The sequence below is a fragment of the Flagellimonas lutimaris genome, from assembly GCF_051494225.1.
Taxonomy (GTDB): domain Bacteria; phylum Bacteroidota; class Bacteroidia; order Flavobacteriales; family Flavobacteriaceae; genus Flagellimonas; species Flagellimonas lutimaris_A.
The window spans coordinates 54,361-77,573 of record NZ_JBNPYE010000012.1; the positions used below are offsets into that span (position 1 = coordinate 54,361).

General features: G+C 41.3%; 21 protein-coding genes and 1 tRNA gene. 15 read left to right on the top strand and 7 right to left on the bottom strand.

The annotated features are described in order from the left end of the window. The first annotated feature begins 13 nt into the window (after positions 1-13). Entirely contained in the window at positions 14-982 is a 969-nt protein-coding gene (locus ACQQ5U_RS17570; protein WP_437399537.1) for a thiamine pyrophosphate-dependent enzyme, read from the top strand. Further along, on the top strand, positions 982-3,426 hold the full coding sequence (locus ACQQ5U_RS17575) for a ferredoxin (RefSeq protein WP_437399539.1): 2,445 nt from the start codon (positions 982-984) through the stop codon (positions 3,424-3,426). The genes ACQQ5U_RS17570 and ACQQ5U_RS17575 overlap by 1 nt, the downstream gene beginning before the upstream one ends. Before the next feature lie 262 nt (positions 3,427-3,688). Here ACQQ5U_RS17575 and ACQQ5U_RS17580 read toward each other — a convergent pair whose 3' ends face one another. Continuing rightward, entirely contained in the window at positions 3,689-4,387 is a 699-nt protein-coding gene (locus ACQQ5U_RS17580) for an NUDIX hydrolase (RefSeq protein ID WP_437399541.1), read from the bottom strand. Between the two features lie 109 nt (positions 4,388-4,496). Here ACQQ5U_RS17580 and ACQQ5U_RS17585 point away from each other — a divergent pair, with 109 nt between their 5' ends. From ACQQ5U_RS17585 to ACQQ5U_RS17635, 11 genes are all read left to right on the top strand, one after another. Then, positions 4,497-5,315, top strand: coding sequence for an SDR family oxidoreductase (locus ACQQ5U_RS17585; protein ID WP_437399543.1), 819 nt, complete (start codon positions 4,497-4,499; stop codon positions 5,313-5,315). 19 nt (positions 5,316-5,334) lie between these two features. Beyond that, positions 5,335-6,513, top strand: coding sequence for a mannonate dehydratase (gene uxuA / locus ACQQ5U_RS17590; RefSeq protein WP_437399596.1), 1,179 nt, complete (start codon positions 5,335-5,337; stop codon positions 6,511-6,513). A 60-nt stretch (positions 6,514-6,573) separates the two neighbouring features. Next, positions 6,574-7,554: a TRAP transporter substrate-binding protein gene (locus ACQQ5U_RS17595; protein WP_437399545.1), complete on the top strand. Its 981-nt coding sequence runs from the start codon at positions 6,574-6,576 to the stop codon at positions 7,552-7,554. Then, a complete protein-coding gene (locus ACQQ5U_RS17600) occupies positions 7,554-8,012 on the top strand; it encodes a TRAP transporter small permease (protein ID WP_437399547.1) in 459 nt (152 codons plus the stop codon). The genes ACQQ5U_RS17595 and ACQQ5U_RS17600 overlap by 1 nt, the downstream gene beginning before the upstream one ends. Positions 8,013-8,017: 5 nt before the next feature. After that, a complete protein-coding gene (locus tag ACQQ5U_RS17605) occupies positions 8,018-9,313 on the top strand; it encodes a TRAP transporter large permease (protein WP_437399549.1) in 1,296 nt (431 codons plus the stop codon). 38 nt (positions 9,314-9,351) lie between these two features. Continuing rightward, the gene (locus ACQQ5U_RS17610) at positions 9,352-10,716 is read left to right on the top strand and encodes a 3-keto-disaccharide hydrolase (RefSeq protein ID WP_437399551.1); all 1,365 of its coding nucleotides are present in this window, start codon (positions 9,352-9,354) and stop codon (positions 10,714-10,716) included. Between the two features lie 4 nt (positions 10,717-10,720). Continuing rightward, positions 10,721-12,049: a Gfo/Idh/MocA family oxidoreductase gene (locus ACQQ5U_RS17615; protein ID WP_437399598.1), complete on the top strand. Its 1,329-nt coding sequence runs from the start codon at positions 10,721-10,723 to the stop codon at positions 12,047-12,049. A 6-nt stretch (positions 12,050-12,055) separates the two neighbouring features. Next, on the top strand, positions 12,056-13,252 hold the full coding sequence (locus ACQQ5U_RS17620) for a Gfo/Idh/MocA family protein (protein ID WP_437399553.1): 1,197 nt from the start codon (positions 12,056-12,058) through the stop codon (positions 13,250-13,252). A 38-nt stretch (positions 13,253-13,290) separates the two neighbouring features. Further along, positions 13,291-14,718, top strand: a complete 1,428-nt coding sequence (gene uxaC / locus ACQQ5U_RS17625) for a glucuronate isomerase (protein WP_437399555.1) — start codon at positions 13,291-13,293, stop codon at positions 14,716-14,718. Positions 14,719-14,780: 62 nt separating this feature from the next. After that, a complete protein-coding gene (locus ACQQ5U_RS17630; RefSeq protein WP_437399557.1) occupies positions 14,781-15,821 on the top strand; it encodes a PfkB family carbohydrate kinase in 1,041 nt (346 codons plus the stop codon). Positions 15,822-15,832: 11 nt separating this feature from the next. Further along, the gene (locus ACQQ5U_RS17635) at positions 15,833-16,501 is read left to right on the top strand and encodes a bifunctional 4-hydroxy-2-oxoglutarate aldolase/2-dehydro-3-deoxy-phosphogluconate aldolase (protein WP_437399559.1); all 669 of its coding nucleotides are present in this window, start codon (positions 15,833-15,835) and stop codon (positions 16,499-16,501) included. 62 nt (positions 16,502-16,563) lie between these two features. Here the strand turns inward: ACQQ5U_RS17635 and ACQQ5U_RS17640 are convergent, their stop codons facing one another. Next, positions 16,564-17,070 (bottom strand): hypothetical protein, encoded by a 507-nt coding sequence (locus tag ACQQ5U_RS17640; RefSeq protein ID WP_100818080.1) that lies wholly within the window; start codon positions 17,068-17,070, stop codon positions 16,564-16,566. A 440-nt stretch (positions 17,071-17,510) separates the two neighbouring features. Then, the gene (locus ACQQ5U_RS17645; protein ID WP_437399562.1) at positions 17,511-18,194 is read right to left on the bottom strand and encodes a DUF6090 family protein; all 684 of its coding nucleotides are present in this window, start codon (positions 18,192-18,194) and stop codon (positions 17,511-17,513) included. A 241-nt stretch (positions 18,195-18,435) separates the two neighbouring features. Between ACQQ5U_RS17645 and ACQQ5U_RS17650 the strand changes: the two genes are divergently transcribed. Beyond that, positions 18,436-19,284 carry a toxin-antitoxin system YwqK family antitoxin gene (locus tag ACQQ5U_RS17650; protein ID WP_437399564.1) on the top strand — a complete coding sequence of 283 codons (849 nt, stop codon included), beginning with the start codon at positions 18,436-18,438 and terminating at the stop codon, positions 19,282-19,284. A gap of 52 nt (positions 19,285-19,336) precedes the next feature. Here the strand turns inward: ACQQ5U_RS17650 and ACQQ5U_RS17655 are convergent, their stop codons facing one another. The 3 genes from ACQQ5U_RS17655 to ACQQ5U_RS17665 all read right to left on the bottom strand — a co-directional run bounded on the left by ACQQ5U_RS17655 (position 19,337) and on the right by ACQQ5U_RS17665 (position 22,080). Then, complete coding sequence (locus tag ACQQ5U_RS17655; protein WP_437399566.1) at positions 19,337-19,945, bottom strand: hypothetical protein; 609 nt, start codon at positions 19,943-19,945, stop codon at positions 19,337-19,339. Positions 19,946-19,989: 44 nt separating this feature from the next. Further along, positions 19,990-21,507: a fibronectin type III domain-containing protein gene (locus ACQQ5U_RS17660; RefSeq protein WP_437399568.1), complete on the bottom strand. Its 1,518-nt coding sequence runs from the start codon at positions 21,505-21,507 to the stop codon at positions 19,990-19,992. 500 nt (positions 21,508-22,007) lie between these two features. Beyond that, positions 22,008-22,080: transfer RNA gene (locus ACQQ5U_RS17665), tRNA-Lys, on the bottom strand. A gap of 118 nt (positions 22,081-22,198) precedes the next feature. Here ACQQ5U_RS17665 and ACQQ5U_RS17670 point away from each other — a divergent pair. Next, positions 22,199-22,711, top strand: a complete 513-nt coding sequence (locus ACQQ5U_RS17670) for a shikimate kinase (RefSeq protein ID WP_437399569.1) — start codon at positions 22,199-22,201, stop codon at positions 22,709-22,711. Here ACQQ5U_RS17670 and ACQQ5U_RS17675 read toward each other — a convergent pair. Further along, positions 22,703-23,200 carry a phosphoribosyltransferase family protein gene (locus ACQQ5U_RS17675; protein WP_437399571.1) on the bottom strand — a complete coding sequence of 166 codons (498 nt, stop codon included), beginning with the start codon at positions 23,198-23,200 and terminating at the stop codon, positions 22,703-22,705. The genes ACQQ5U_RS17670 and ACQQ5U_RS17675 overlap by 9 nt on opposite strands. Positions 23,201-23,213: the final 13 nt, after the last annotated feature.

Here is a 23,213-nt window from a genome sequence, read left to right on the forward strand (position 1 = left end):
AACTTGTAATGCTATGCTTGTACAAACTCATGAATTATGTTCCGTCCCCTCCCTTGACCATGATTATGGTATGGAGGATTATGGTAAAGGCGTAGCCCGCTGGTGCCCGGGTTGTGGGGGCCACTCCATACTCACCACGGTACAGCGCGTCTGCAAGGACATGCAATATGAACCTGAAAAAACGGTGGTGGTCTCCGGTATCGGATGCAGTGGTCGATTTCCACATTATATGGGAACCTATGGGTTTCACGGCCTTCATGGAAGAGCATTCCCGGTAGCCAGTGGCGTGAAATTCAGACGACCGGACCTCAACGTTTTTGTTGTAACCGGAGATGGCGATTGTTGCTCAATTGGTGCAGCGCACTGGGTACATGCCATTCGGTACAATATGAAAATGGTGGCATTGCTCTTTGATAATGGCATTTATGGTTTGACCAAAAAACAAACTTCACCCACCAGCCCGTTGGGCACCCATTCCAATACGCACCCCAGGGGTTCCGTCCTTCCTCCGATCAACCCGATACAAACTACCTTGGGATTGGCCAATGTCTCCTTCGTGGCGCAAACCGTGGATTGGAATTCCGCTCACCTCTATGCGACCATACGAAAAGCGGCCGAGCATCCCGGCCTCGCCTTTGTGCGCATCGTTCAACGGTGCCCTGCGTTTATGCGCGATCTCTATGGTGATATTGCTGTCGACCCGAAAAACCTTATCCTGCTCTCACATGAAAATGGGATCAATCTAAAACCAAAGGCCAGGAAAGCCTTTAGTAGAGTAATCGAACACGATCCTTCCAATATTCACAAGGCCAGGGAACACGCGGAGATCAATAATGGCATTCCAATCGGTTTGCTATATCAAAATACCAACAACGCCCGCTATGATGAATATGGAGCTCACAATCTCGGAATGGGTGTCGAGGAAAAAAAGAAGAATCTGGAATCCTTATTGGATCAATATAGTACTAGTAATTCAGTGTAATGAACGAAATAAATAATTCAAATGCGGATCAGGTCCTCGACTGTTATGCCGATAGGAACGTCGTGCTTACTAGAGAGCAAGAACCCGCACCTCAGAATGAGGAATTGAAAAGCTATCGCGATCAATTGCACAAGTACTTTGTGCAGGGTGTAAAAACGGACTTTTGCCAAAATATTACCGTGGCACCGATTTTGTCCGCCCCGTGCTTGTGGGACATAGTACCTGCCATGCACTATCCGGTACTATTCGATCTGGAAAAAAACAATCTCTGCAGCCTTCATGAGCGACTCGAAGTATTGATCTCAAATCATTGTGCTGCGGACATCAGTAAAGTCTTGATGGAGAAACTCCCTTCCATCCTCTTGTCACTTCAAGGGAAACTGCGAGTGGCTGAACCGGAACTTAATTATGGTTCCCAGGTTCATGAATTGATGGACATATTGGGCAATGCTCTGGGCGACGACACACCCAAGGATTTTCAAAAACAATTAGATCCAATAAAACAAAAACTCCTATCCTACAAAGGGTCTATCATGGGTTTTGGTGCACGGACTCCTTTTCATCTGCTCAATATTCATTTGAAAGCGCGAATTGCACCTTTTTCAGAGTTCATTGTTGATATCCAACGGAAACTATCCGGATTGAATGAAATTGTCGACCTTCAGGATAAGGGCCGGGAAAAGGACAGTACGCATTTTGAGTTTGCCAGGGACCTTTTGTCTTTAGACGAAGTACAGGATGTCGCACCTCGCAGGGTTAGTTCAGATCTGCCAAAGGCGAGACTCAAGCGAATTCGGGATAGCATAAAGGTACTTTCCAACGCTGTGAAATCTTATACAGAGCATCCCAATAAGATCTTTATCACAAAAAAACTACTGGAAAGCTATGACCTTAAAGAGGTGTTCGGTCAGGCAACTATTGAGGTTGTGGAATCTGACGCCATTTCGCATGCCAAAGTTTATTTAAAAAAGGAATTGTCGAATTTTGTAGCACTGATCCAGGCGATGCGTTTGGCGGAGCTTGAAATAGGACAGACCTACGATGAATCTTTGCACGATGCCTATTTTGCAGGATTCGCCCCGTCCTATCTGAATTCTGGGGATATCAAATATTTTCCCCCTGTCATTGTCATTGACGAGAGCTGCAGTATTGCCGAACAGCCAAAGGATTTTCTTTCCCTTTTGTCAGACGGTGCCTTTATTAAGGTTTTCGCCATCAATACATTGAACGACATCAATTTACCTGTCGTATCTTCTGAGTTGGAAGAAAGCGCATTGGAGATTGCATCACTGGCCATCTTCCGCAGAAATGCCTATGTGTACCAGGGAAGTATTGAAGACCCCTTCGCTTTTGAAAATGCCTTACGTGATGGGCTGAACGCCACCGCACCGGTACTCTGGAACGTATTGCTGCCGGATGCCGGATCGGAAGACGCCCCCGGTTGTCCCATCAGGATTCATAGGGCGATCGAAAGCCGACAATTTCCACGCCTGACTTACGATATCGAGGCCGGGATGGATTTTGGAAGCCATTTCAATTTGGAGGACAATCCACAATGCGATCTCTTATATCCAAATCAAGTTCTGGAAATCAAAATTCCCGGTGGAAAGCATACGGAACAGTTTAGTCTGAGCTCTGCGGATTATCTTGCTATGGAAACGCTCAATTTGCAAGCCCTTGAGATTATTCCCGACTGGTATCAAAAGGAAAGTCTGGTATCTGTAGTAGACTATCTTTCAGCCGATCTGGAGTCCCAGATAGGAAAGATACCCATCATTTGGGTAGTGGATGAAGACTACAAACTGCATAGGGCGGCCATTCCTGCATCCTGGCTTCAACGGATAAGAAGTAGGCTGGACTATTGGCGTTTTTTACAGGAACTCGGAGGTGTCAAGAGCCAGCATTTTGAAGATAAGTTGTCGAGGTCCAAAGCTGAGTGGACACAGGCCAAGGAAGTAGAACTAAAAGAACTGGAAGCGCGGTTATACGAGGAGTATGAAACCCAAAGATCAGCTGACATTGAAAAATCCATCCACAATATACTCTTTGCACTCATGGAAGGAAAAACCGACTTGGCCAGCCTTGCGGTCAATTCAACCGCTCCGGTGCCCGTTAGCGTAACATTGGAAGCGGATCAGGAATCCGTTAAAACAGAGCCGGCTCCGAAGGAAACTCCTAAGGAAGAAGTATCGGTGAGTAAAGTGGCCTGGGTGGAAAGCGATGACTGTACTTCTTGCAACGATTGTATCAATGCGGTGCCCAATGTTTTTAAATACAACAGTAACAAACAAGCCCACGTGCACAATCCCAAAGGCGACAAATACTCAAAGATCGTTGCTGCAGCAGAGAAATGCCCGGCCATGTGCATCCATCCGGGTTTGCCCCACGACCCGAATGAACCCGGGTTGGAGAAATTGTTGAAAAGAGCGGAGAAATACCAATGACCCAGTTGGCCTGTTAAAAACGGTAAACGATATGGGCAGTGGCAGATACCCCTGTTGCCGCACGATTCCCATCGTTTGGTTAAACTTCACCTATAATGGGTTTACCGTCTATAATTTATGATTATTGATTAGAACTCAATTCTACACCCTTTTTTATTTTTCTGTGATACGGTGAAGAAATCCTCAAAGAAGGATCACCATTTGTTTTGATTTATATATGCAGAAGTGCCATTACCATAATCAAAAATCTACTCGGAGAGAATTATGGCTTTTTCTCCAAAGGGTATTCATAAAGAATAGGTCCCCCTTTTACGCCCACTTTTACTTCCCCGGTGTTTTTAAGAATTCCCATCTGGAAAATTCGTTTTCTAAAATTTCGTTTGTCCAATTCAAGCCCAAGAATATCTTCATAAAGACCCTGTAGTTCCGACAACGTAAATTTTTTGGGGAGCAATTCCCCCATGACCAATCTGTCCTTGAGGTTGTTCTTGAGGAACATATGGGCATCATGGATGATTTGGGCATGGTCGAAACCTAAATTTTTGGGAATCTCATCCATATCGAACCAAGCAATCTGTTCCACATTGCCCTTAAGAAATAAAGGATGGTTTTCTGGTCGTACCAAAGCATAAAACGAAACTGTGATAACACGTTTAATAGGGTGTCTGTTTATACTCGAATAGACCTTCACCTGTTCAAAATGGATGTTCTTTACACCAGTCAGCGCAAAAAGAACTTTATGGGTACAATCCTCAATATTTTCATGGGCTTCCATTACTCCGCCTGGTAACATCCAATGGTCTGTAAACTCACCGACCGACCTTTTGGTCAGCAATATCTTCAATCGATGGTCAACATAGCCAAAAACCGCAATATCGGCCGTTATCGAACATTCGAATGAATCAGCTTTTACTGTTATATTTTGTAAAATCTGTTGTTCAGATACCTTTTTATTGCGCATTTGATTTTTTTATTGTTATAAAACTTATAAATTAGCATCTGTGTCAAAAGTACACAGAAATAACAATTTTAAAAGAAAATGAATCAAAATCTTTGATTCGAAATGTAGGATGGGCAATATATTATTCGATATATCAGGGAAAGTTATCATAATCACGGGTGGTACCGGGGTGTTGGGCAGTAGTATGGCCGAGTACCTACTTTCCGAAAAGGTTAAGGTTGTTGTTTTGGGGCAGACCCAAACCAAGGTGGAAAGCAGGGTAAACAAACTAAAACAGAAATACTCCCATGTCCTAGGATTTTCCGGTAGTGTATTGGACAATCATTTCTTGATGGAAGTAAAAAACCAAGTTGTGAATACTTGGGGAAGAATCGATGTGCTCATCAATGCAGCAGGTGGCAACATGCCCGGCGCAGTAATTGGAGAGAGCCAGACCATTTTCGATTTAAATATGGAGGACTTTAGAAAAGTGTCTGAATTAAACTTGGATGGTTCCGTTATTCCCTCCTTGGTTTTCGGAAAACAAATGGCGGAACAGGGACATGGTTGTATTCTCAATGTATCGTCCATGGCAGCCACTCGGGCGCTTACACGCGTTGTGGGATATTCGGCCTCCAAGGCGGCCATTGATAATTTTACCAAATGGATGGCAACCGAACTGGCCCTGAAATTTGGGGAAGGTCTTCGGGTAAACGCGATTGCCCCGGGATTTTTCATCAGCAATCAAAACAGGAAGTTACTTTTAAACGAAGATGGCAGCTATACCGATCGTGGCAAAACAATTATCGACAATACGCCCATGAAACGCTTTGGAAATGCCAATGAGCTGCATGGAGCCGTTCATTGGCTTATTAGCGATGCTGCCAGTTTTGTAACTGGCGCCATCATTCCTATCGATGGTGGATTTAGTGCTTTTAGTGGTGTATAAAGAAGAGATGAACATGGGATTGGAACAAACATGGCGATGGTATGGGACAGATGATCCCGTTTCCTTGGCAGATATTAAAATGGCCGGCGCAACTGGTATTGTCACGGCTCTACACCATATTCCAAATGGGGAAACCTGGTCAATGGATGAAATTGAAAAAAGGAAAAAAGAAATAGAATCCATGGGACTTACATGGTCCGTTGTGGAAAGTATTCCAGTACATGAGGATATAAAAAGACGAGTAGGGGATTTTGAACTTTACATCGAGAATTACAAAAAAAGCATAGAGAACTTGGGCCAATGTGGTATCGATACGGTTTGCTACAATTTTATGCCCGTTCTGGACTGGACACGCACCAATTTGACTTATGAGCTTCCAGATGGTTCAAAAGCATTGTATTTCAATAGTGTTGAGTTCGCCGTTTTTGAACTTTTTCTTTTGAAGCGCAACGAAGCTTTTCAAAAATATACCGAACAGCAGATTGATGATGCCCGAAAACATTTCAAAAAAATGGATGGTCAACAGAAGAACCAATTGATCTCCAATATTATTGCAGGGTTACCCGGTGCGGAAGAAGGTTATTCACTGGACCAATTCAGAAATGCCTTGGCAGCTTATGATGGCATTGGTGAAGAGGAATTACGGACAAATCTATATGATTTTATTAGGCAGATCGTACCAACGGCAGAAAAATCAGGAGTCTATCTGGCCATTCATCCAGATGACCCACCCTATCCCATTCTGGGCCTGCCCAGGGTCGTAAGTACGGAATCTGACGTAAGAGCTCTTTTGGAAGCCTATGAAAGTCCTAATAATGGACTTTGTTTTTGTACGGGTTCCTATGGTGTTCGGATGGATAATGATTTGGTCGGGATGGCAAAACGCTTGGCCGGCCACATCAATTTTGTTCATTTAAGAAGTACCAAAAGGGATGATGAGGGCAATTTTTATGAAGCTGACCATTTGGATGGGGATGTGGATATGTATGGTGTGGTGAAGACGCTTTTGGAAGAACAGGCAAGACGTAAAAGTAGTGGGACCGGTCGCACAAGAATGCCCATGCGTCCAGACCATGGTCACCAAATGCTGGACGATTTAATAAAACAGACCAATCCCGGTTATTCGGCTATTGGCCGTCTCCGAGGATTGGCAGAATTAAGGGGTTTGATGTTGGGTATTGAAAAATCTTGGGCGTAAAGCAACGTGAAACATTTAATTTTTCCATGAGAACAAAAGCTATATCAAGAAAATAGTACTATGAAATTTATCAGGATTGTTTTGTGGATCTTCATTCTTGTACAGTTTTCAGGCTGTATACAGGATAATGGGACAAAGACAATCCGGTTGGCCCATGGCTTGGATGTAAACCACTCCGTGCATAGGGCCATGGTGAAAATGGGGGAAGACCTTGATAGTATTTCCGGAGGAAAGATCCACGTGGAGATTTATCCCAACCAACAGTTGGGTACCGAACGTGAAATTTTGGAATTGATCCAATTGGGCAGTCTTGATATGACCAAGGTGTCCGTCGCTACTTTGGAAAATTTTGCTCCCAAGACCAGTATTTTGGGGTTGCCCTATCTTTTTGAAAGCAGAGAACATGCCTTTAACGTACTGGATGGACCCATTGGCCAAGCATTATTGGATAATTCAGAAGAATTTAGATTAAAAGGATTGGGGTACTATGATGCAGGGTTCAGAAGCTTTTATGCCGAAAAAAAACCTGTAAACACCCCGGAAGATTTGAAAGGGCTTAAGATCAGGGTCATGGAAAGTGTTACTGCCGTGGACATGGTCAAAAGTCTTGGGGGCTCCCCAACACCTATTTCGTGGGGAGAGCTCTATACATCGCTACAGCAAGGTGTCGTTGATGGTGCTGAGAACAACCTCCCTAGTTTTTACCTTTCAAGGCATTATGAGGTGTGTCCCTATTATTCGTTAGATGAACATACCTTCTCCCCTGATGTGTTGATCGTGGGTACCCTATTTTGGGACAAACTTACAGCGCAGGAAAAGGAATGGGTACAAGAAGCTGTGAAACGGTCCCTAAAACATCAAAGAAAGTTATGGGCGTTATCCGAAGCCGAGGCTTTGGAAGAGGTGCAGAAAGCCGGGGTAAAGATTTCGTATCCGGACAAAAAACCATTCATCCAAATGACAAAAGAAATGTACAGTACCTATGAAAATGATGAAGAATTGAATAAAATGATACAACAAATCAAATCATTGGCAAACTGATGGGGTTCAAAAAAACATTGGAAAATATTTTGGCTTACACGCTTGTGTTACTGATGGGCCTAATGGTCTTGAATGTGCTTTGGCAGGTATTCAGCAGATATGTTATGGGAGAACCAAGCGCCTTCACCGATGAGCTCGCCCGATTTTTGATGATCTGGCTGGGATTGCTGGGAGCGGCTTATGTATCTGGAAAAGGAGGCCATGTGGCCATCGATGTCTTGGCAAAACGGGCCAATGCCAAAAATCAGATATTGTTGAAAAGAATGGTCTCTGGTTTCATCATCCTCTTTTGTATTGCGGCCATGGTTACAGGAGGTGGTTGGCTGGTCTATACCACATATGAACTAAAACAGTATTCCCCGGCATTGGGGCTGCCCTTGGCCTATGTGTACGTCGTAATTCCCTTGAGTGGATTGATAGTGGTTTATAATAAAATATTTGATATCATATTCGATTAAGCGCCATGGAATATATACCCTTACTTGTTTTGATCATCAGCTTTGTGAGCCTTTTGGCTATAGGGACACCTGTGGCCTGGAGTATTGCCATTTCATCCATGCTGACGTTATTGGTGAGCGTTCCCACATTACCGGCCTTGGCCACCATATCGCAGCGGATGGCCACTGGTTTGGATAGTTTTGCCTTATTGGCCATTCCATTTTTTATTTTATCCGGCGAATTAATGAATCAAGGGGGAATTGCCCACAGATTGATCGCCTTTGCCAAAACCCTGGTTGGGGCTTTACCGGGAGGCCTGGCCTTGATCAATATTATATCGGCCATGTTTATGGGAGCCATAGCAGGATCGGCAATGGCATCGGCATCGGCAATGGGAAGTATTCTAGGACCGGAAATGGAAAAAGAAGGATATGATAGGGAATTTGCAGCAGCAGTCAATATCACCTCTGCCACAACAGGATTGGTGATTCCCCCCAGTAATATTTTGATTGTGTATTCCTTGGCAAGTGGCGGAGCATCAATTGCTGCACTTTTTTTGGCAGGATACATTCCCGGGCTAATAACCGGTCTGTTGCTCATGGTGGTCGCCATGTTGTGGGCCAAAAAGAAAGGTTATGGCACGGGACAACGAAGCTCCTTGGGCCAGGTTGTTAAAACCTTCATTGATGCAGTACCTAGCCTGTTTTTGTTGGTTTTGGTCATCGGGGGCATCGTCGCGGGTATTTTTACAGCAACAGAAGCATCTGCAATTGCCGTGTTATATAGTCTTTTGTTGGGATTTGTCTACAAGGAGTTAACGTTCAAAAAATTGCCCCATATCTTTTTGAATGCTTCGACCACCACAGCGGTTGTTATGTTGCTGATTGCGGCTTCCATGAGCATGTCATGGGCGCTTTCCTTTGAACATATTCCGCAGGATATCAGTTCAGGACTATTGTCCATTACCGATAACAAGATTGCCTTGTTGCTTATCATAAACCTGATATTGTTGGTGGTGGGTATCTTTATGGATATCACCCCGGCCGTACTCATATTCACTCCCATTTTTTTACCAATTGTGACGAAATTGGGAATAGACCCTGTGCATTTTGGCATCATCATGATCTTGAACCTTTGTATTGGTCTGTGCACACCACCTGTGGGTTCGGTTCTCTTTGTTGGGGTAGGAATAGCAAAGACGTCCATAGAAAAAGTGATCAAACCCTTGCTGCCCCTATTTGTGGCGATGATTTTGGCATTGTTTCTCATTACCTATATACCAGAGTTGGCCCTATGGCTTCCCGGTTTGTTTGGACTTTAATCAATTTGTAAAGTAAATTTTAAAATATGACACATAAAATGAACAAACTAACATATGGTGCACTGGCGCTTCTATTATGCTGGGCCTGTGCCAAAGCTCCCAAGGACGATACACCTTGGGTCGATTTATACGATGGGACCCTCAACGGATGGAATCAAAAGGGAGGTGAAGCCAATTATACCGTTAACGGGGAGGAAATTGTTGGGGCAACGGTTCATGATACACCCAATTCCTTTTTGACAACAGATAAAATGTATGACGACTTTATTTTAGAGTTGGACTATAAAGTGGACTCTACCATGAATTCGGGTATTCAGATTCGAAGCAATAGTTTCCCGTATTACCAAAATGGGCGGGTCCATGGGTATCAGATTGAAATCGATCCATCCGATAGGGCATGGAGTGCTGGTATTTATGATGAAGGCAGAAGAGGTTGGCTAGTTACCTTGGACAACAATCCAGAGGCACAAAAAGCCTTCAAACAAAACGATTGGAACCATTATCGTATCGAGGCCCTTGGCGATACTATAAAAACTTGGATCAACGGTGTGCCGGCAGCCCATTTGATCGATGATAAGACGGCAAGTGGCTTTATAGCCCTTCAGGTGCACAGTATTGGAAAAGACCAAAAGGAAGGAACCGAGATTGCCTGGCGCAACATCAAAATTTTGACCGATAGCCTTTCAAAATATGCTAAACCAATGCCTTTGGCAGCGGTGGAGACCAAAAACCATGTGAATGTGGATGAGGCCAAAAATGGCTGGAAGTTGTTGTGGGATGGTAAGACCACAAATGGTTGGCGCGGAGCCCGATTGGACGATTTTCCAGATAAAGGTTGGGTGATTGAAAATGGCGAATTAACGGTGTTATCCTCAGGAGGGGAAGAATCGGCGGCCGGTGGAGATATTGTCACCACCGATGTATATGGGGATTTTGAACTTATGGTAGATTTTAAACTGACCAGGGGAGCCAATAGCGGCATCAAATATTACGTAAACACCGATTTGAACAAAGGTCCGGGATCATCCATTGGATTGGAATATCAGATTTTGGACGATGCCGTCCACCCAGATGCCAAATTGGGCAACCATGAAGGTAGCCGTACCTTGGCCTCCCTATATGATCTTATAAAGGCCGACCCCAACAAGCCTGCAAATGCCATCGGGGAATGGAACACGGCCCATATAGTTTCCAAAGGCGCGCATGTGGAGCATTGGCTCAACGGAATGAAAGTCTTGGAATATGAAAGGGGAAGCGATGAATTCAAAAAATTGGTTTCCGAGAGCAAGTATGTGGTCTGGCCCAATTTTGGAGAGGCGCCGACAGGCCCCATCTTGTTGCAAGACCACGGGGACAGGGTCAGTTTCAGGAACATTAAGATAAAAACCACCGAAAAGCAGTAAAATGATGACCACAAGACGCGATTTCATAAAAAAAACAACAACTGGAACCGCAGCCGTAACATTGGGCAGCATGGTATTTCCTTCTTGGGCCAATGCCCGGATTCTGGGAGCCAACGATCAAATCAATTGTGCGGTTATCGGTGTTCGGAGCCGAGGTAAGGCCCATGTATTGGCCATCCATCAAGATACAAACGCCAAGATTTTGTACAGTTGTGATGTTGACGACAAGATTCTTGAAGAACACAATACATGGTGCAAAAAACATATAGGTTACGTACCAAAGGTGGAAAAGGATTTTCGGAAGGTATTGGAAGATAAGGATGTGGACGCCATTTTTATCGCTACGCCAGAGCATTGGCATGCACCTATGGCCATTATGGGCCTGCAAGCGGGAAAGCATGTTTATGTGGAGAAGCCCTGTAGCCACAATCCCTATGAAAATGACCTTTTGGTAGCGGCACGGAACAAGTATGGAAAAAAGGTGCAAATGGGAAATCAACAACGATCGGCCAAAACTTCCAAAATGGCTATTGAGGATATCAAAAAGGGAGTGATAGGCAACGTGTTCAAAGGAGAGGCTTATTACTCCAATAATCGTGGATCCATAGGGCATGGAAAATTGATAGATGTACCCAAAACCCTAGACTGGGAACTATGGCAAGGTCCGGCCCCCCGTGAGGATTACAGAGATAATATCCACCCTTACAATTGGCATTGGTTCCGAAACTGGGGCACGGGAGAGATTCATAACAACGGTACCCATGAGATTGATATTTGCCGATGGGCCTTGGGCGTGGATCTGCCCGAAACGGTGACCGCCTTTGGTGGAAAATATACTTATGATGATGATTGGGAATACCCGGACAATCAACAAGTGACCTATACTTTTCCAGGAAATAAATTCATCACTTGGACCTCTCATAGCCGTGGTATCATGAAACCGGAAAGACCTGGACGGGGCATAACGATATACGGCAGTAAAGGCGTTATGGAATTGAGTAGAAACTTTTACAAATTATATGGTTTGGATGGCAAGTTGTTGAAACAGGAAGATGAAGCTACCATTAGTGCCACCCTTAATACTCAAGGCATCGGCGGCTTGGATGTGGATCATGTGGCCAACTTTTTCAATGCCATCCGAAAAGATACTTCCCTGAATTCCGATATAAGGGATGCCAGTGTTTCCACCATGCTCTGCCATTTGGGGAATATGGCTTACGATGCCGGACATACCATCGAAATAGATACCCAAACGGGCAAGGTGTTGAACAGTGAAAAAGCCATGCAAAGCTGGAAGAGAACATATGAAAATGGATGGGAACCAAAACTATAAATAAAAATGAAACGAAGAGATTTTTTAGTAAAGGGTAGTTTGGCTGGTTCAGCGGCCCTATATGCTCCAACGGTTTTAGGGTTTGGAACACCAAGTGCCAACGAAACCATCAATGTAGGTGTCATTGGAACAGGAGACCGCGGCGGTGGACTTATCCCTTTCATCAATCAAATCCCGAATATGAGAGTGGTGGCCTGTAGTGATATCATACCTTTCAGGTTAAGCTCTGGCCTTTCCAAAGTGGAAGGTAAGGCCAAAGGCTACTCGGATTATAAAAAATTGTTGGAAGATAAGAACGTAGATGCCGTATTGGTGGCAACCCCGTTCAGTACGCATTCCCAAATTGTGGTCGAAGCCCTGAAAGCGGGCAAACATGTGTATGGGGAAAAAACCATGGCAAAGGGCTATGATGGGATAAAATCCATAGTCCACGCATCCGAAAATTCAGGAACCATTTTCCAAGCGGGACACCAGTATCATAGTTCCCGATTGTACACCCATATTGTGGATGAAATCAAAAAAGGTAAAATTGGCAAGATAACCGCTTTTGAATGCCAATGGAACAGAAACAATAATTGGCGAAGACCCGTGCCCGACCCCAAATGGGAGCGCATGATCAATTGGCGGATGTATCGGGAATTTTCAGGTGGGCTTTTGGCCGAACTTTGTTCACACCAATTGGATTTTGCCAATTGGGTACTCGGTTCCATGCCCGAAAGAGTGATGGGGATAGGTGGTATTGATTATTGGAAAGACGGCAGGGAAACGTACGATAACATCCATCTTATTTATAGCTACCCCGAAGGTGTGAGGGCATCGTTCACATGTTTGACCAGTAACGCCATGGGCGATTATAAAGTAAAGGTAATGGGAGACAAAGGTACCTATATTTTGGATTATGTAAAAGCATGGTATTATCCAGAAGGAAGTTATCAAAAAGAAATAGGCGAGGTCGATGGCGTTTCGGGGGCAACCCTGAACTGGGACCAAGGTAGAGGCATACCTGTAAAATTTGACCATGAGGACCCCAGTAAACAAGCCTTGATCGATTTTAGGGACAATATTGTGAACAACACCCTGCCCATATCCAATGCAAAAACAGGAGCCATGGCCGCACTTTGTGTACAGATGGGCCTCGATGCCATGTATGGGAATACCATTGTGGAAACGGATGATAAAATGATTCATGAAATATTGGGATAGCCTGGGAATCTGCTAGAAGCAGCAATAATTAACCGAACATGGAAAAGAAGTTGAAGCAGAATTTTATAACGGATAATTTTTTACTGCATAACAAATATGCTGAAGAATTGTATCATGGGTATGCGGCAAAGCAACCCATCATTGACTATCACTGTCATCTTTCCCCGGCCCAAATTGCAAAAGATCATATTTTTGAGAACCTTACCCAAGTTTGGATTCAGGGCGATCATTATAAATGGAGGGCCATGCGGGCCGTAGGTGTCAATGAAAGGTTTATTACCGGTAGTGCCGATGATAGGGAAAAGTTTCAAGAATGGGCAGCCACAGTTCCATATACCTTAAGAAATCCACTATATCATTGGACGCATTTGGAACTCAAGCGATATTTTGATATTGATTTGTTGCTCAACAAAGAAACAGCCCATGAAATTTACCAAGAAGCATCCGTAAAATTGAAAAGTGGGGCCTACAGTTGCCAAAATCTCATTCAAAACATGAACGTTGAGGTGGTCTGTACCACCGAGGATCCAACGGATACCTTGGAGCATCATCATCAACTTGCAAAAAGTGATTTTGGAGTACAGATAAGTACTTCATTCAGACCGGATAAAGCCTTACTGATTTCACATGAAGGATACAATTCATATCTGGATGTACTCGGAGAGATAAGTGGTATGGAAATAACCTCCTATAAAACTTTATGTGATGCATTGGCCAAACGGATTGCCTATTTTCATGAAAATGGGTGTCGATTATCAGACCATGGATTGAATTATATTCCATTTGTGGAAGCTTCCAATATTGAATTGGAATCTATATTTGTCAAGGGTAGAAAAGAAGAAAATCTGACTCGTGAAGAAGTTGAGAAGTACCAGACCGCACTCTTGTTGTTTTTGGGAGAGCAGTACCATGCCAAAGGTTGGGTACAGCAATTTCACTTGGGGGCACTTCGCAACAACAACTCCCGTAAGTTCAAGGAACTGGGGCCAGATACCGGATGGGATTCCATAGGGGATTATCCACAGGCTTATACACTGTCCCGCTACTTTGATGCATTGGATACCAATGACAACCTTGCCAAAACGATATTGTATAATCTGAATCCGGCAGACAACGAAATGTTAGCCGCAATGATCGGCAATTTCAACGACGGAAGTATAAAAGGAAAGATGCAATTTGGGTCCGGTTGGTGGTTCTTGGACCAAAAAGATGGTATTACAAAACAGTTGAACGCACTTTCCAATATGGGACTGTTAAGTTGTTTTATTGGCATGCTCACCGATTCTAGAAGTTTTCTTTCCTATCCACGACATGAATATTTTAGAAGGGTGCTCTGTAATATTTTGGGGGAAGAGATGCAGAAAGGTGAATTGCCAGAGGAAATGGATTTAATAGGAAAAATGGTGGTCGACATCTGCTATCAAAATGCAAAAGAATATTTTAATTTTAATGCAATTCATAAATGAAGGCTGAAACCAATGAACGCAAGAATAAAAACAGGAAAGAACAATTGGATAAATGTTGAATAATGAATAAAGTAGTTACATTCGGAGAGATCATGTTGCGGTTGTCGCCTCCCGGTTTTTTAAGATTTTCACAAACCAATTCGTTTGATGTGGTCTATGGGGGCGGAGAGTCCAATGTGGCGGTCTCCTTGGCCAATTATGGTATTCCAGTGGATTTTGTTACGAGGTTGCCTAAGAACGATATTGGGGAATGTGCACTTATGGAAATGCGAAAGCGTGGTGTGGGTGTTGAAAAAATTGTTTTTGGTGGAGACCGCTTGGGCATATACTTTTTGGAAACTGGAGCAGTTAGTAGGGGCAGTAAGGTAATTTATGATAGGGCCCATTCCGCCATGGCCGAAATTCAAAAAGGCATGATAGATTGGGACTTGGTCTTTGATGGGGTCTCATGGTTCCATTGGACAGGAATTACCCCAGCCATCTCACAAGGTGCCGCCGACGTTTGTCTGGAAGCCGTACAGGCAGCCAAGAAACATGGTGTCACTGTTTCCACCGATCTGAATTACAGGGCCAAACTTTGGAAATACGGTGTGGAGCCAGAATCCATAATGACCGAGCTTACTTCCTATTGCGATATTATTTTGGGGAACGAGGAAGATGCCGAAAAGCATTTCGGGATTAAACCTGAAGGACTGGACATCACTACACAGGGAGAGCATGTAAAAGCGGAGGCATTTCTTTCTGTTTGTCAGCAGATGATGAAGAAATTTCCAAATGCCAAAAAAGTGATAACAACCCTTCGTGGGTCAATAAGTGCCTCCCATAACACTTGGGCCGGTGTACTTTACGACGGCAAGAAGATGTACAAATCGCCGGAATACCAAATCACACATATTGTGGATAGGGTAGGTGGCGGAGACTCTTTTATGGGTGGCCTTATCTATGGGTTGCTAAACTATCCGAACGATGACCAACGTGCACTGAATTTTGCGGTGGCCGCTTCGTGTTTGAAACATACCATTAAGGGAGACGCCAATTTGGTGACCGTGGAAGAAGTGGAAAAATTGATGGGAGGGGATGCCTCCGGAAGAGTGGCAAGATAAATAAAGAAACTATGGCAAAATATTCAAGAATTGAAGTGACACTCACAATGGAAGACACCGGTATGGTACCATTATTTTACCATCCCGATGTAGAGTTGGGAAAAAAGGTGCTCAAAGCTTGTTACGAAGGAGGGGCCCGATTGATGGAGTTTACGGCAAGGGGCGATTTTGCGTTCGAGAGTTTCCTTGAACTGAGCAAATATGCATTGCAGGAACTCCCGGGAATGATCATGGGAGTAGGTTCGATTTCCGATGCCGCAGCGGCCTCATTGTTCATCCAGATGGGAGCAAACTTTGTGGTCACACCATCCTTAAGGGAAGATATAGCGATTACGTGTAATCGAAAAAAGATATTGTACTTACCGGGCTGTGGCAGCTTAACCGAAATTAACCGTGCAGAGGAACTGGGCTGCGAGATAATAAAACTTTTTCCGGGATCTGTCTATGGTCCTGGATTTGTAAAAGCGATCAAAGGTCCACAACCTTGGACCAAGGTAATGCCAACCGGAGGTGTTGATACCGGGGAAGAGAATCTTAGAGCATGGTTCGAGGCAGGTGTTTCCTGTGTAGGCATGGGATCAAAGCTGATAAGCAAGGAAATTTTGGAATCGGGAGATTTTGACAGCTTGAGAGAAAGGGTCAAAATTTCTTTGGCGACCATAACCAAGATTAGAAACTAGAAGGAAAACAATTGAATTCCATCGTTTATTTGAACTTTAATTTATAGAAAAAATATCTTCTCTTACTTGCAATACTTTATTATTAAATCAGTATTCCTTTTAAAAAAATCGATTGCATCATTTTTAGAATCTGAACCTTTAAAGGACATCAAATATTTTTCATTTCCCTGCTGTGTTACCAATTTAAACGTAAAGGCCTTTTCGTCTGTCCATAAATTTGCAGTCACACTTATCCACCAAGGAATTACTATTTGATTTGTAAAATCATAAACTTTTAGAGCTTTACAATTTCCAATATCGATAAGCTTTTTATAAAACACTCGACTCCCAAATATTAACCCTTGATAAATTGCTCCATTTTCGATTAAGATTACTTTCTTCGAGAACATTAAAGTTCCCAGAAAAATCAATCCTGCGAAACACAAAACCCCAATAACGAGGTCCTTTAGAAAAAGAGGGTTTCGAAATATATCAAGTGAACCAAAAAATAACCAAATCATAAATATTCCAACTAAAGCCTTGGCTCCGCTATTAAGGTAATCATCCAGAATTTTTATGTCGTGTTTCAAAGTGTTATGTAAATCGTTTATTTGAACTTATTTGGTTTGTAAAAAGAAAATTAACCAGAATAATGCCCAAATCAAACCCAATGAATTAATAACTGTCAAAAAGTTGCTTTTTCGGCTATCCCTGATATTTATAATAGCTGGAATCAATAATAAGTTTATCGATAGAGTTATAGGCAATATCATTATTCCAAAGCCCATAGGCCCTCCTTTATCCATTATAATTACCAATGTGCACCACAAGAAATAAAGATTGATTAGAATAATAAGTATAGAAAGTGATTTCCTAAAGGTTATTTGCATTTCAAAATTCTCATGGGAGGTTCATCGTTTATTTGAACTTTTAGAAAGGCCAATTGTTCATTTAGATTATTTAATCTGAGATTCGATCGTTTTAATTATATCTACTATTTTGGATCTCAAGGGCAAATAAAAAGCCTGCTTTAAATTTTCTGATGCCACAATGAATAAATAGAGTTGGCTTTCAAATTCTTCATTTTCAAGGAATTTAAATCATTGTTTTTAAAACGACTTGGTTTGGCATCCAGTAAGGGGTCGTTGATGATATTGAGGTGCCTTCGGAAATTCCCCTCCTTTAAAAAGAATTCATGCGCCAAATCCCTTCTTTCCACTACATAGTCTTCCTGCCTTTTGACACTTTCCAAGGTAGATTGCCAATCTGATAAGGCTTTGCGCAATTTCGCATCCGACAATACAGAAAGCTTACCTGAATTAATGACTTCCATCACTGTGCCTTGTGAGGGCGTAAACCTAGGTTCAATTTTAAAGATGCCCACCATTAGTTCAGAGAGTTCTTTTTCATTGAAATCTGAAAGTGATGGTCCAGTATATCGACCTAAACTAACGCTGTTTTTTATATTGGAATCGTTGAAGTTTATAACCCGATCCAAGTTGACCAAATTCGTTTCGAATTCGGTTAACAATGCCTTGAGCAGCTGTTGTTCTAGTAGATTGTTCTTACGGTTTTCGTTCCAATTATTGATTTGAAGGGCTATCAAAATCCCGATGACAACAAGAATTATTTCTCCTATAGCATATTTCAAATACTTTCCAGTTTTGCCTTCTGAAAGCAAGTTTTGACGGATTTTCCTGAAGAACTTGATCATTGGAGGTTGGTTTCTCTAAAGATATGGTTTTTATGCAATTGGGTTGGACTGTTGGAATAGTTGTGTTGAATTGATGGACAATCACGTTACGAATTTTAATGGTGATATGTAACTAGACTGAGAAGAAAATTCTAAAATCTATAGTTCGGCAAACAGTACTGGATACTTTACTTGTATTTTTATCGTTCCTAAATAGACCAATTCTTAACCCCAACTATATAAACCAATCAAATAGTCAATAATGAAGCATCTTTCGATTATCCTTTTTCTAGTTTTAAGTTCAATTTTACATGCACAAGAAACCAAAACCTATTACGATACTGGTGAATTGAAAGAAGTTGGGATGATGAAGAACGGTAAGCATGTTGGACTTTGGAAAGCTTATCATAAAAATGGTCAATTGGCTGTTATGGTCAATGTTGTGGATGACAAACCAGACGGGGAAATGAAATCATATCATGAAAACGGAAGGTTGGAGGAAATCAAAGGATACTTGCATGGAGAACCACATGGGAATTACGTCAAATACGATGAAACAGGTCAATTGTTGGAAGAGGGGAACTATGCAAACGGAAAGGAGCATGGCAATTGGAAAATAAATTATGAAACGGGACAGTTGAAAGAAGTTGGTACGTACCATAATGGAAAAAAGATAGGGGAATGGAAGACCTTTTATGAAAATGGACAGCAACATGAGTTGGAAACCTATGTTGATGGCAGTAGAGAAGGGCTATATAAAGAGTTTAACATGAATGGTGGTTTAATTTCGACGGGGAACTTTAAAGATTCATATGAGTCGGGAGAATGGAAGTTCTTTTATGAAGACGGAAAATTAAAAGCCAAGGGTAACACATTAACGGGTGGCAGGAATGGAGAATGGGAGTATTACTTTGAAAACGGTCAATTATACATGGTCAAGTTATTTAATAGGGAAAGACTTATGGAGGTGATTTCCTGTTTTGACGGAAAGGGAAATCCAATGAAAAAAGGAACCTTGATCAATGGAAATGGAACTGTGTATTATTATGATATTGAGGGTAATTTAACTGGTAATGAAGAATATATGGAAGGGGAATTGTTAACTTTTTAATGATTACACTTTAATGGGAGGGTCCTTATCGTTTATTTAAACTTTAAAAAAATTAATTATCTAAAGTGTTGACAACTGTAGTATTGATATTAAACATAGTTTGATAATAAACTCCAAGAACAATTGCCAACCTATTTTCAAATATTTTTAAGTCATATTCACTTGTTCTGTACAATTGCTTTTTAGCAAGCTTTGGACTTAACCGATATTTTGAATTCACTCTCAAAAAACTGCTAGTCCCATGCATCCAATCGATTTTATTCGCAAGGCAAACTGAAAAATCAGGGTTTAATTTGACTCGAATGGGATTCATTGAGTCAACATTGTACAATTTTTTCTCCAAGTCCAAATCCTTTTCTGAGCGATTGGACTCTGCCCATATATTCAAATTCCTAATCTTCAATTCCAATGAATCTTTAAAAAAATTCATAGGTAATTCATTATTTGCCCAATCGGATATGAATTCAAAATAAGCTGCTTCCTTAGAAATCTCAGAATATTGGTCCTCAATTTTAAATTCAAACAATTCTACCGCCTTTTCTAAAGTTTTCATTTGTTCCTTTTCAACACATTCTTTTGAAGTTGTATTGGTTGAAGAGGAATCAAATCCTGTTTTACAGGCACAAAGTCCAAAGAATAATATCAATATTAGCTTTTTCAACAATCTGTTCTTTGGTTGTAATCGTTTATTTGAACTTTGAGAGATTAATTACAAATGCCATTCTGCATATCTTCCAATGAAGGATTAAGGGGGTTCTTTTCGACTGACCATTCTCCAGAAAAGCCACCAATGTTGATCAGGCCGTCCAAAGCACAAAAGTTACTAAGTTGATTGTTCATACCTATGTATATCCTGTCATCAATACTTCTTAGTCCTTCCAAACCAGAAAGATCGGTTAACTGACTATTAGCTGAAATCTCAATACTCTTGGCCGACTCTAAGGTCTCTAGCCCATTTAAAGAAATAAGACTGGAGAAATAAATTCTTAGATTGGATGTGGTTGATGTCCCTAAAATTCCATTTAAATTTTTTAAAACTCTAGTTTCCAAAAAAAAGTCTTCTTTTACAATATCCAAATTAATTCCATCAAGGTTCTCCAAGTTATTACCGATAATGTCAAATTCATCGACACTTTGAAGATTAGAGATTGCAGATAAAGAAATTAAGGATTCATTAACTTCAATATCAAATTGTCCTACAATTTTTAACATCTCAAGCCCTTCTAGAGAAACAAGGGAGTTTAATTGTCTAATCTTAAGTCTGTGCCCGACGCTTTCTAGCTGATTTAAACCAGCCATTGATGTCAACAACGGATTTCCCTCTATTGTTGCATGTACAGAAATAGTTTTGAGTCCTCTTAACCCATTTAGATTTTCTAATGAATCATTGGACATAATTGTCAACCTAACCACAGAAGTTATATTGTGTAGACCCTCTAAGCTTTTTAAAGCGGGGCAAAAATTAATCGCAATACCTTCCGTATCCTGATTGCTATACAATGTCATTTCCCCATAGATTTCTTCAAGTCCACTTAAGGCCTCTATCGAATAAAGCTTTTTATTTGAATTTAAGTAGAGATGTCCAACTCTTTTTAAACCCTCCAATCCACTTAAATTTTCTAAGGCTTCATTGTTTGCTATTGAAATGAAACCTGTTACTTCCTGTAAATTGGCAAGCGGACTTAAATCTGTAATTTTTGGGGATTCTGAATTATCAGCATATCCCCTTATACTCAAACTGCCTTTTACTCCTGAATAACACATTTCTCCGAATGTATTAACATCATCTTGCGTATAAAGTGTTATATCTCCTTCGTAATACTCCATATTACATTGTGTTGTAAAGGATAATTTATTAGTCCAATCCCCATTGGTGTTTGAGCATACTCCACGAACATAAATGTCATACTCAGAATTTGGTTCTAGGTTTTGAAGTTCAATTGATGTTGTACCAGCTTGTATTCTTGTTCCCTGCCCAATAGCAAACCCATCTGCTCCATATTCAATATCAAATTCGGAGAAATCACCATTTGTATTCCAACTCAGATTTAAGTAATTACTTCCAATCTCCTGTAGTGTTACAGATATAGCACCCTCACAGGTTGCATTGGTTGGTGGTTCGGGTAGTGGAGACTCTGAATCTTCTCCACTTGAACAAGAGAAAATTAAAGTTAAAATAAATAGCAAGTAAAAATTGGTCGGTTTGGTATTTGAAATGTACATGAAAAGAAAACAGGTTTATAAAACGATTGATTGCTTTGGGCAGATGTTATTTTGTTTTTAAATGTAGGAAAATTCCAATTATAAAAACTGGGTTTTCGGTGAAAGGAGGGAATAGTGGTCAATCGGTATTGAGAAATTGAACTTCATTAAAGGGGTAATAAAGGGTATATAAGGTAAACTATTTAAGTGTACGGAAAAAGTAAACTGTGTAGAATCAACGGGCTCGTTTAACAATGAAAGTTCAATAAAACGGTGGTTAAAAAAAGCCTTTTATGAATCAGAAATCGATATAATGGTGAATGTAACGAAGTGGAGTGCTGCAAGCCCCATATTTTACCTTTGACAAATTTAATTTAAGAAGAAAAAGTACCTAAAGTAAAATCCTTGAAGAATGATTTTTACCAAAAATCGCATGTCTACGTTTTGTGAACTTTTAAAACCAAGAGGAAAGGTCATAAAACAAAAAAACCGATAAACTTAAGTCTATCGGTTTTTAGAAGTGACCTGACTGGGGCTCGAACCCAGGACCCTCTCCTTAAAAGGGAGATGCTCTACCAACTGAGCTATCAGGTCTTCAAGTTGTGCCTAGCTGTTTGGCTAAGCGGGTGCAAATATAACATCAATAATTTATTTTCCAAGGTGAATTAATGATAAATTTGTGTTTTTTTAAAATCGGATAAAAATATCGAAAATGAAAGTAGTTTTACTGGGATATATGGCAAGTGGAAAGTCGACCGTTGGACGATTGTTGGCCAGGCAATTAGGAGTAGAGTTCATTGATTTGGATGAGTATATTGAGGAGCATCAAAAAAAATCCATTAAAAATATTTTTTCTGAAAAAGGTGAAATATTTTTTAGAAAACTTGAGCACCAAATACTGTCCGAAGTTTTGGATAAGGAAGAATCTATTGTCCTCTCAACAGGGGGGGGGACTCCATGTTATGGAAATAATATGGAAACCATTTTAAAAGAATCTGACCTTTCTATATATCTCAACTTGAGTATTCCAAGTTTGGTGGAAAGACTTTCCAAAGAAAAAGAAGAGAGACCTTTAGTGAAAAACATTGGGGAGGAAGAACTGCCAGAATTTATTGGAAAGCATCTTTTTGAACGCAGGCCCTATTACCTGCAGGCAAAGCACAATTTGGACTGTAATGGTATAGATGCGGAAACAGTTGTGGAAAAAATCAAAGAGCTACTCTAAATACACAGCATTATTCTTTGGCTCAAAATCCACTTTAATATGTTCATTTAGGGATGTTGAGAGCGATATACCTTTAAAATCGGCCTTGATGGGATATTTTTTATGGTTCCTGTTTACCAGTACAGCTGTTTTTAGCTGTTTTATCGGAGTTTTTAGGAAGTGATGGGTTCCATAGATCAAGGTGGTGCCCGAGTTTAGTACATCATCAACCAAAACGATGGATTTATTGGTGTAATCCTCTACTTTAAGAGAAGTGCTGACCCCACTTTCCAAAGGGTTCTTTTTGTCCATATCCACTTTGCATAAAATAATCTCGGCATCGGTGATTTTTTTCAAAACCGTGATTATTTTCTTGGCGAAACTGTCTCCGCCACCATTAATTCCCGCAACCACAATTTCCTTTTCATCTACATTGGTTTCATAAATCTGGTAAGCGATTCGTTTTGCAATGTGTTGTATTTGATCGTGGGTAAGAATACGGTTTATCATAGTGATTCATGCT

What these genes read in the sequence shown, in the direction of transcription:
- ACQQ5U_RS17570 (WP_437399537.1), top strand. Translation starts at nt 14, where the DNA reads ATGCTTGTACAAACTCATGAATTATGTTCCGTCCCCTCCCTTGACCAT.
- ACQQ5U_RS17575 (WP_437399539.1), top strand. Translation starts at nt 982, where the DNA reads ATGAACGAAATAAATAATTCAAATGCGGATCAGGTCCTCGACTGTTAT.
- ACQQ5U_RS17580 (WP_437399541.1), bottom strand. Translation starts at nt 4,387, where the DNA reads ATGCGCAATAAAAAGGTATCTGAACAACAGATTTTACAAAATATAACA.
- ACQQ5U_RS17585 (WP_437399543.1), top strand. Translation starts at nt 4,497, where the DNA reads ATGGGCAATATATTATTCGATATATCAGGGAAAGTTATCATAATCACG.
- ACQQ5U_RS17595 (WP_437399545.1), top strand. Translation starts at nt 6,574, where the DNA reads ATGAAATTTATCAGGATTGTTTTGTGGATCTTCATTCTTGTACAGTTT.
- ACQQ5U_RS17600 (WP_437399547.1), top strand. Translation starts at nt 7,554, where the DNA reads ATGGGGTTCAAAAAAACATTGGAAAATATTTTGGCTTACACGCTTGTG.
- ACQQ5U_RS17605 (WP_437399549.1), top strand. Translation starts at nt 8,018, where the DNA reads ATGGAATATATACCCTTACTTGTTTTGATCATCAGCTTTGTGAGCCTT.
- ACQQ5U_RS17610 (WP_437399551.1), top strand. Translation starts at nt 9,352, where the DNA reads ATGAACAAACTAACATATGGTGCACTGGCGCTTCTATTATGCTGGGCC.
- ACQQ5U_RS17615 (WP_437399598.1), top strand. Translation starts at nt 10,721, where the DNA reads ATGACCACAAGACGCGATTTCATAAAAAAAACAACAACTGGAACCGCA.
- ACQQ5U_RS17620 (WP_437399553.1), top strand. Translation starts at nt 12,056, where the DNA reads ATGAAACGAAGAGATTTTTTAGTAAAGGGTAGTTTGGCTGGTTCAGCG.
- uxaC (WP_437399555.1), top strand. Translation starts at nt 13,291, where the DNA reads ATGGAAAAGAAGTTGAAGCAGAATTTTATAACGGATAATTTTTTACTG.
- ACQQ5U_RS17630 (WP_437399557.1), top strand. Translation starts at nt 14,781, where the DNA reads ATGAATAAAGTAGTTACATTCGGAGAGATCATGTTGCGGTTGTCGCCT.
- ACQQ5U_RS17635 (WP_437399559.1), top strand. Translation starts at nt 15,833, where the DNA reads ATGGCAAAATATTCAAGAATTGAAGTGACACTCACAATGGAAGACACC.
- ACQQ5U_RS17645 (WP_437399562.1), bottom strand. Translation starts at nt 18,194, where the DNA reads ATGATCAAGTTCTTCAGGAAAATCCGTCAAAACTTGCTTTCAGAAGGC.
- ACQQ5U_RS17650 (WP_437399564.1), top strand. Translation starts at nt 18,436, where the DNA reads ATGAAGCATCTTTCGATTATCCTTTTTCTAGTTTTAAGTTCAATTTTA.
- ACQQ5U_RS17660 (WP_437399568.1), bottom strand. Translation starts at nt 21,507, where the DNA reads ATGTACATTTCAAATACCAAACCGACCAATTTTTACTTGCTATTTATT.
- ACQQ5U_RS17670 (WP_437399569.1), top strand. Translation starts at nt 22,199, where the DNA reads ATGAAAGTAGTTTTACTGGGATATATGGCAAGTGGAAAGTCGACCGTT.
- ACQQ5U_RS17675 (WP_437399571.1), bottom strand. Translation starts at nt 23,200, where the DNA reads ATGATAAACCGTATTCTTACCCACGATCAAATACAACACATTGCAAAA.